General features: G+C 71.8%; 8 protein-coding genes. 5 read left to right on the top strand and 3 right to left on the bottom strand.

Annotated elements, in window-relative coordinates; genetic code table 11:
- The first annotated feature begins 167 nt into the window (after positions 1 to 167).
- Entirely contained in the window at positions 168 to 557 is a 390-nt protein-coding gene (locus ACILRF_RS12815; RefSeq protein WP_395673479.1) for a DoxX family protein, read from the top strand.
- Here the strand turns inward: ACILRF_RS12815 and ACILRF_RS12820 are convergent.
- Positions 490 to 2,340 carry a response regulator gene (locus ACILRF_RS12820; protein WP_395673481.1) on the bottom strand — a complete coding sequence of 617 codons (1,851 nt, stop codon included), beginning with the start codon at positions 2,338 to 2,340 and terminating at the stop codon, positions 490 to 492. The genes ACILRF_RS12815 and ACILRF_RS12820 overlap by 68 nt on opposite strands.
- 133 nt (positions 2,341 to 2,473) lie before the next feature.
- Here ACILRF_RS12820 and ACILRF_RS12825 point away from each other — a divergent pair, with 133 nt between their 5' ends.
- Entirely contained in the window at positions 2,474 to 2,677 is a 204-nt protein-coding gene (locus ACILRF_RS12825) for a hypothetical protein (RefSeq protein ID WP_395673483.1), read from the top strand.
- A 32-nt stretch (positions 2,678 to 2,709) separates the two neighbouring features.
- Positions 2,710 to 4,098 (top strand): NAD-dependent succinate-semialdehyde dehydrogenase, encoded by a 1,389-nt coding sequence (locus ACILRF_RS12830; protein ID WP_395673485.1) that lies wholly within the window; start codon positions 2,710 to 2,712, stop codon positions 4,096 to 4,098.
- A gap of 16 nt (positions 4,099 to 4,114) precedes the next feature.
- On the opposite strand, the gene ACILRF_RS12835 is transcribed toward ACILRF_RS12830, so the two are convergent.
- Complete coding sequence (locus tag ACILRF_RS12835) at positions 4,115 to 4,510, bottom strand: YbaN family protein (protein WP_395673487.1); 396 nt, start codon at positions 4,508 to 4,510, stop codon at positions 4,115 to 4,117.
- Between the two features lie 105 nt (positions 4,511 to 4,615).
- Between ACILRF_RS12835 and ACILRF_RS12840 the strand changes: the two genes are divergently transcribed.
- Both ACILRF_RS12840 and ACILRF_RS12845 read left to right on the top strand, forming a co-directional pair.
- Positions 4,616 to 5,092: a hypothetical protein gene (locus ACILRF_RS12840; protein ID WP_395673489.1), complete on the top strand. Its 477-nt coding sequence runs from the start codon at positions 4,616 to 4,618 to the stop codon at positions 5,090 to 5,092.
- A gap of 87 nt (positions 5,093 to 5,179) precedes the next feature.
- The gene (locus ACILRF_RS12845; protein ID WP_395673490.1) at positions 5,180 to 7,180 is read left to right on the top strand and encodes a TonB-dependent receptor; all 2,001 of its coding nucleotides are present in this window, start codon (positions 5,180 to 5,182) and stop codon (positions 7,178 to 7,180) included.
- 61 nt (positions 7,181 to 7,241) lie between these two features.
- Here ACILRF_RS12845 and ACILRF_RS12850 read toward each other — a convergent pair.
- Positions 7,242 to 7,991, bottom strand: a 750-nt coding sequence (locus tag ACILRF_RS12850) for an ABC-F family ATP-binding cassette domain-containing protein (protein ID WP_395673492.1), incomplete at its 5' end; no start/stop codon positions are given.

Below are 7,991 nucleotides of genomic sequence, written 5' to 3' on the forward strand. Positions count from 1 at the left end.
ATCCAAAAGCCGTTCCGCGACGACGAGCTGGCGCGGAAGGTCGAAGCCGTGCTGGGCGGCGCGTCGGCCGAGGGCAAGGTCGTGCCGCTCAGGCGCTGATCCCAATCCCCCTAGCTTGTCGGAATCGTCGGGATCGCGGCGTCCTTGGGGAAACGCGGGAGACGGCGATGCGGACGAGGTGGATGAGCTGGGTCGGGTGGGGGCTGTCAGGGCTGTTCGCGGTGTTCATGCTGGGCGCCTCAGTGGCGCCGAAGCTGATGGGCATGGACGTGGCGGCGGAGACGATGGTCCAGCTGGGCTGGGACCCGCGGCACACGCTGCTGATCGGCGTGCTCGAGCTGGTGCTCGTGGTTCTGTACCTGATCCCGCGGACCAACCTGCTGGGCGCGGTGCTGATGACCGGGCTTCTGGGCGGCGCGATGGCGACGCAGATTCGGGCCGAGAGCCCGCTCTTCAGCCACATCCTGTTCAGCCTCTACCTCGGGCTGTTCATGTGGGGCGGGTTGTGGCTTCGCGATCCGCAGGTGCGGGCGATGCTGCCGGTGCGGCGGGGCTGAGGGCCTCGGCGACGGTGCGGGCGAGGTCGGCGAGGTCGAAGGGTTTGCGCAGGATTACGGGCTGACCGCCGACGGCGGTCTCGACGGCGGCGGTGTCGGCGTAGCCGCTGGCGAAGACGATGGGCAGGTCGGGGTGGCGCTGGCGGATCTGGGCCGCGGCCTCGGCGCCGTTCATGCCGGGCATGGCGTAATCGATCAGCACGAGATGGGGCCGGGTCTCGGCGCGCTGCGTCTGGTCGAGCAGGGCGAGGGCGGCGGGACCGCCGTCGGCGGCGAGGACGCGGTAGCCGCTGAGTTCCAGCGCGTCGTGGACCAGGAGGCGGACGTCCGGATCATCGTCGACGATGAGGATGGTAGTGTCAGGGCCTGGCGCGGCGGCGGTGGCGGCGGTGGTCGCGGCGCCGGCGAGCGCAGGGGCGTCGGCTGTGGAGCGGCGCAGCAGAAGGCTGACCGTGGTCCCCTGGCCCGGCGTGCTGTCGATGCGGGCGAGCCCGCCGGCCTGGCGGGCGACGCCGTAGACCTGGGAAAGGCCGAGGCCGGTGCCCTTGCCGACATCCTTGGTGGTGAAGAACGGATCGAAGGCGCGTTCGGCGATATCCGGGGGCATGCCCGAACCGGTGTCGGAGACCGAGAGCTCGACATAGGTGTCCGGCTCCAGCAGCGGGTCGCCGGGGCCGATGTCGCGGGCGCGGGTGGCGATGGTCAGGCGGCCGCCGGCCGGCATGGCGTCGCGGGCGTTGATGACGAGGTTGAGGACGGCGAGTTCGAGCTGGGTGCGGTCCGAGAGGATGGTGACGCCGCCGTCGGCGAGGCGGAACTCGAGGCTCACGGCCGAGCCAAGGGTGCGGGTGAGGAGCTCGCGCATCTCGTCGATGAGGTGGTCGACGGCGAAGGGCTGGAGGACCAGCTTCTGGGCGCGGGAGAAGGCGAGGAGCTGGCGGGTCAGGCTGGCGCCGCGTTCGGCGGCCTGGAGGCCGTTGGCGGCCCAGGCGGCGACGCGGGCGGTCTCCTGCGGCTTACGGCCGATGAGCTCGAAGGCGCCCTGAACAACCTGGAGCAGGTTGTTGAAGTCGTGGGCGATCCCGCCGGTGAGCTGGCCCAGCGCCTCCATCTTCTGGCTCTGGCGCAGGGCCTCCTCGGCGCGGACGCGCTCGCGGATCTCGACCTGCAGGCGCTCGTTGGCCTCGCCGAGCTGCCGGGCCCGGCGCTGGAGCTGGGCGCCGGCGCGGGCGATGACGCCGAGCATCAGGAAGCCCATGGCGCTGAGCAGGGCGAGGCCGCTGTGGCGGCCCATGATGACGACCAGCGGCTCGGGCTGGGTCTCGAGGTAGACGGCGCCGAGACGGGCGCCCTCTTCGACGACGGGGGTGGTCACCTGCACGGCGCCGCCGTGGTGCACGGCGCCCAGGGCGCCGGTGCGGCCCGGCGGCCGGCGGCGGCCGTCGCGGGCGTAGGAGACGAGCAGCTCGCCGCTCGGGCCATAGACGGCGGCCAGGGCGACGTCGCGGTTGGCGCCGAGCGCCTCGACGTATTCGAGCATGGCGGCGCGGTCGTCGAAGGCGAGGGCGGCGGCGACGCTGGCGGCGAGGATGTCGCCCTGAACGGCGGCGGCGCGGGCCGCCTGTTCGCGGTAGCCGGTCTCGGCCCGTGCGCCGAGCAGGACCCCGAGCACGAGGATCAGCGCGGCGGCGAGCCAGGCGAGGTTCAGCCGGCTGCGGTCCGAGATATCCGGCCAGCGGATCCGGGCCCTGAAGCCCGCGGGGGATTGAAGACGCCGTCCCATGCGCAACCCTAGGCTTAGCACATCGATCATTGTTTTTAAGCTGCGACGCCCCTGTGACTTCGCGGATGCAGCATCGGCCGGCGAGGCGCGCTAGAAGACGCCGGGACGCGTATGTTTGAGTCGGATTGGTTTGGTGAGTGAGATGATCGAGGCGCCGTGGATCCGCGCCTTCGCCCTGGCGCCGCGGCGGTTGAGCGAGGGCGGCTGGGTCTGGCTTTCCCCCTACGAATGGCGCTGGCAGCGGCCGGCCTCGCACCTGCCGGCGGCGCTGAACCCGCCGCGGGTGTTCAGCCGTCGGCCGGCAAGGCCCGTTGGCGAGGCGCAAACAACCGGCTAGGTAGCTGCGATCTAAGCCCGCAGGAGCCTGACATGGCCGGTGAACGTCCCGTCTTCCAAATCGTCAATCCGGCCACCAATGAACCGGGGCGGAAATTCGAGGGCATTACCGGCGAAGAGGCGCTGGCCATCGCCCGCAAGGCGCACAAGGCCTTCGACGGCTGGAAGCGCACCTCGTTCGAAGAGCGTGCGCGGCTGATGCGCGAGGCGGCCAATGTGCTGCGCCGGCGGGCCGACGAGTTCGCCGAGATGATGTCCGAGGAGATGGGCAAGACGCTGGCTGACGGCCGCGCCGAGGTCCTGAAGTGCGCCACGGGCTGCGAGTTCTACGCCGACAACGCCGAGCGGCTGCTGGCCGACGAGATGGTCGACATGGGCGGGCCGAAGTCGAAGGTGGTCTACCGGCCGCTGGGCACGATCCTGGCTGTCATGCCGTGGAACTATCCCTTCTGGCAGGCCTTCCGCTTCGCCGCGCCGACGCTGATGGCGGGCAACACGGCGGTGCTCAAGCACGCCTCGAACGTGCCGGCCTCGGCCCTGGCCATCGAGGAGGTCTTCAAGGAGGCCGGATTCCCCGAGGACGTGTTCCGCACGGTGCTGATCCCGAGCCGGGACGTGAAGGCGCTGATCGACGACGACAGCATCGCCGCCATCAGCCTGACCGGCAGCGTGGAGGCCGGCAAGCAGGTCGCCGCGGCGGCCGGCATGGCGTTGAAGAAGTGCGTGCTGGAGCTGGGCGGCAGCGACGCCTACCTGGTGCTGGAGGACGCGGATATCGACAAGGCCGCCAAGGTGGCGGCGGCCGCGCGGCTGGTGAACGCGGGCCAGAGCTGCATCGCCGGCAAGCGGTTCATCGTCCTGCCCGCCGTGCGCGAGGCCTTCGAGCAGGCGCTGGTCCGCGAGATGGAAACCTATGTGCTGTCCGACCCGAAGGCCGACGGCGCGAAGCTCGGCCCGCTGGTGTCGGTGTCGGCGCGGGACGAGATCCACGAGCAGGTCGAGCGTTCGATCGCGGCCGGCGCAAAGCTGCTGACCGGCGGCAAGGTCCCGGACAAGGCGGGCGCCTGGTATCCGGCGACGGTGCTGACCAACGTCAAGCCGGGCAACCCGGCCTTCGACGAGGAGGTGTTCGGCCCGGTGGCGGCGGTGATCGAGGCCAAGGACGAGGCCGAGGCGGTCGAGCTGGCCAACAACTCCGATTTCGGCCTGGGCTCGGGCGTGCTGACGCGCGACCTGGCGCGGGGCGAGCGGCTGGCCAGCGACGAGCTGAATGCCGGCATGAGCTTCGTAAACATCAACGTCCGCTCGGACGCGCGCCTGCCGTTCGGCGGCATCAAGCACTCGGGCTATGGGCGGGAGCTGGCGACCTTCGGCATCCGCGAGTTCGTCAACATCAAGAGCGTGCTGGTCGAGCCGGCCTGAGGCTGAGCCGGGCGGGTCAGGTCGAGGGGCGGGTTACGATGTAGCCCGCCACCGCCGCCAGGACGACCGCCACCCCGCCGACGACCCACGGGTTGTGCGACACCAGAGCGAGGAGGGCGAGGCTGGCGGCCATCATGCCGACCGCCAGGGCCTTGGCGCGGCGGGGAATGACGCCGCGGTCGCGCCAGTCGCGCAGCAGCGGGCCGAACCGCGGGTCGTCGTAGAGGCGGGCGGCGAGCTCGGGCGAACTGCGCGCGAAGGCCCAGACCGCGACGAGCAGAAAGACGGTGGTCGGCATCACGGGCAGGAACAGGCCGGCGGTGGCGAGGCCGACGCAGACGACGCCGAGGGTGCGGTAGGCGAGCGCGCGCAGGCGGGTCCGCTTCGGCGTTCGGTCGGCGGGGTCGGTCACGGCGGCCATCTGCCCAGATGCGGCGGGTGCGGGCAAGGCGGCCGTGCGCGCGCCTTTGCACGGCCACGTTTGTCGGATTTGCTGGGGCTGATGGAGTTCGCGCACATGAGATGGTTGTTGGCCGCCTTGGCCCTCGTCGGCGGGCCGCTGGTCGCGACGGCGGCGGAGGATCCGTCCGAGACGACGGCCTCGGCGACACGCGCCTGCCTGGCGGCGGTGATCGACGGGGCGCCGGTGGACGACATGGCGATCGACGGCGTCCGCGTCTCGCGCAGCAAGGACCCCAACGCCTGCACGGTGCAGGTCGAGGTCGGCGAGCCAGCGGCGCTGCGGCGGGCGGCGCTGGCGGCGGTCAACAGCCGGCGCGAGCTGTTCGGGCCGGCGAAGACCCAGTGGGAACCCGGCGCCTTCGCGAGCCGCGAGACCTTTTGCAACCTGCCGGGCCGGCGGGCCCTGAATGTCATCGTCTCGACCAGCATGCCCGGCGCGGCGCGCAAGCTGAGCCTGACGGTGCTCGAGGCGCGGGAGCGGGACGTGCGCTGCGATCGCGATCAAGGGCTACAGAAACCGTCGGCGAACTGAGCGGTTTTCGCCACCCTGCTTCGGCGGGCGAGGGCCTTACCGCTGGAGGTTGCGCCGCGAGGCTTGGCTGTATAACGGTGCTCGCCCATGGCAGATCTCCCTCCTCCTCCCGTCGAAATCGAAGCCGTGGTCGTGAGCGCCCCGCGCCTGGCCCCCCTGGGCGGGGAGGCGGCGTTCAGCGCCGTCCAGATCGGCCCGGACATCCTTGAGATCACGCCGCGACTCGACGACGCGTTGAAGCGCGCGCCGGGCGTGTCGCTGTTCCGGCGGACGGGCAGCAACGCCGCCAACCCGACGACCCAGGGCCTGTCCTTGCGGGCCATCGCGCCGTCGGGCGCCGGCCGGGCGCTGGTGACCCTGGACGGCGCGCCGCAGAACGACCCGTTCGGCGGCTGGGTGATCTGGAGCGCGCTGCCGCCGGAGGGCCTTGAAGGCGCGACGGTGGTGCGCGGGGCCGGGGCCGGACCCTACGGCGCCGGCGCCCTGACCGGGGTCGTGGCGCTGCAGGAGCGCGACGCGATCAGTGGCCTGCAGGCGTTCGACGTCTCGGCCGGCGAGCGCGACAGCTATCGGATTGCGGCGTCGGGCGGTGGCCCGGGCGTGCTGCTGACCGGCTCGCTGGAGACCTCGGCCGGCTATGTGCCGGTGCGCGGCGCGCGGGCCGGGGCGGCCGACCGGCCGCTGGAGTACGACGCCGGCTCGCTGGCCTTCCGGGCCCAGAAGGCGTTCGGCGACGTCCAGGCCGCGGTGCGGCTGGGCGGCTATCAGGAACACCGGGGCGCGGGCCTGTTCGGGGCCCGTTCGATCGCCTCGGGCGGCTCGGCGACCATGACCCTGGCGCGCGCCCCGGCCGAGGGCGTCGGCGGCTGGCGGCTGCAGGGGTGGGTGCGGTCCAGCGACCTGAAGAACAGCTCGGCGGCGGTGGCGGCCGGGCGGGTCGGCACGACGCCGGCCAACGACCAGTTCTCGTCGCCGGCGGTGGGCTATGGCCTGAACGGCGCCTTCCAGGGCCTGTGGAACGACCTCGCCTGGGAAGCCGGCGCCGACGTCAGAATCACGGACGGCGACGCGCGCGAGCGGTTCCGCTTCATGAACGGCGCCTACACCCGCGGCCGGCAGGCCGGCGGCAAGACCATGGTCGGCGGCGTCTATGTGGAAAGCGCCCTAGACAGCGGGCCCTGGCTGGTGACCGGCGGGGCGCGGATCGACGGCTGGAAGTCGTCCGATGCGGTGCGTCGCGAGTGGGACATCGCCACCGGCGTGCGGCTGCTCGACCAGACCTCGCCGGACGCGTCGGGGACGACGCCGACCGGGCGGCTGGGCGTGCGGTTCGAGGCGGCGCCCGGCTTCTTCCTGCGCGGCGCGGCCTATGGCGGCTTCCGCCCGCCGACGCTGAACGAGCTGCACCGGCCGTTCCGGGTCGGCAACGACATCACCGAGGCCAACCCCAATCTGAAGCCGGAGACGCTGCAGGGCGCGGAACTGGGGCTGAACGGCGAGGGCGCGGTGCGCTGGGGTCTGACCGGCTTCTACAATCGGCTGAAGGATCCGATCACCAACGTCACCATCGGCGTCGGACCCGGCACGTTCCCGACGGCGGGCTTCGTGCCGGCCGGCGGCGTGCTGCGCCAGCGCCAGAACGCCGGCGAGATCGAGGCCTGGGGGATCGAGGGCGACGCCTTCGGTGCGCTTGGCCCGAACCTGGACTGGCGGACGGCGTTCTCGGCGACCAAGGCCGAGGTCGACGGTGGCTCGGCCAATCCGCAACTGACCGGCAAGCGCCCGGCGCAGACGCCCAAGCTGACGGTCACGGCCGGCGCCGACTGGCGGCTGGTCGAGCGCCTGACGCTGAACGCCGACGTGCGCTACGAGAGCGCGCGCTGGGAGGACGACCTCAACACCCGCAAGCTGGCGGCGGGCGTGCAGCTCGACGTGCGAGCCGGCTGGCGGATGAGCGAGCGGGCCGAGATCTACGTCGCCGCCGACAACCTGCTCGACAAGAACATCGAGGTCGGGGAGACGGCGGACGGGGTGGAGAGCTATGCCGCGCCGCAGACGTTCCGCGTGGGGCTGTCGTATCGGCGGTAGGGGCGGGCCTCGGTCTGTCGTCATCGGCCCGCCGCAGGAACGCGTCAGGGTCGTAAGGTGCTCAACCCGGGTGCAGGCCCGGCGCTTCCTGGCCGGTGCGGGTGACGTATTCGGTGTAGCCGCCGCCGTACTGGTGGACGCCCTCAGGGGTCAGTTCGAGGACGCGGTTCGACAGGGCGGCCAGGAAGTGGCGGTCGTGGGAGACGAAGAGCATCGTCCCCTCGAAGTCGGCCAGGGCGGCGATGAGCATCTCCTTGGTCGCCATGTCGAGGTGGTTGGTCGGCTCGTCGAGGACCAGCAGGTTGGGCGGGTCGAACAGCATCTTGGCCATGACCAGGCGGGCCTTCTCGCCGCCTGAGAGCACGCGGCAGGGCTTTTCGACGTCGTCGCCAGAGAAGCCAAAGCAGCCGGCGAGGGTGCGGAGCTGGCCCTGGCCGGCCTGGGGGAAGGCGCCGTCGAGGGACTCGAAGATCGTCTCCTCGCCGTCCAGCAGGTCCATGGAGTGCTGGGCGAAGTAGCCCATGCGGACGCTGGCCCCGATGTTGACCGCGCCCTGATCGGGCTGGGCGGCGCCGGCCACAAGTTTCAGCAGCGTCGACTTGCCGGCGCCGTTGGCCCCGAGGACGCACCAGCGTTCCTTGCGGCGGACCAGGAAGTCGAGACCCTCGTAGATCGACTGGGCGCCGTAGCCCTTGTGGACGCCGCGCAGGCTGATGACGTCGTCGCCGGAGCGCGGCGGACTGCGGAACTCGAACTGGACCGTCTGGCGGCGGCGCGGCGGCTCGACGCGCTCGATCTTGTCGAGCTTCTT

Origin of the sequence: Phenylobacterium sp. (assembly GCF_044236515.1) — a bacterium.
In the GTDB taxonomy this organism is placed as follows: Bacteria; Pseudomonadota; Alphaproteobacteria; order Caulobacterales; family Caulobacteraceae; genus Phenylobacterium.

What these genes read in the sequence shown, in the direction of transcription:
- ACILRF_RS12820 (WP_395673481.1), bottom strand. Translation starts at nt 2,340, where the DNA reads ATGGGACGGCGTCTTCAATCCCCCGCGGGCTTCAGGGCCCGGATCCGC.
- ACILRF_RS12840 (WP_395673489.1), top strand. Translation starts at nt 4,616, where the DNA reads ATGAGATGGTTGTTGGCCGCCTTGGCCCTCGTCGGCGGGCCGCTGGTC.
- ACILRF_RS12830 (WP_395673485.1), top strand. Translation starts at nt 2,710, where the DNA reads ATGGCCGGTGAACGTCCCGTCTTCCAAATCGTCAATCCGGCCACCAAT.
- ACILRF_RS12845 (WP_395673490.1), top strand. Translation starts at nt 5,180, where the DNA reads ATGGCAGATCTCCCTCCTCCTCCCGTCGAAATCGAAGCCGTGGTCGTG.
- ACILRF_RS12815 (WP_395673479.1), top strand. Translation starts at nt 168, where the DNA reads ATGCGGACGAGGTGGATGAGCTGGGTCGGGTGGGGGCTGTCAGGGCTG.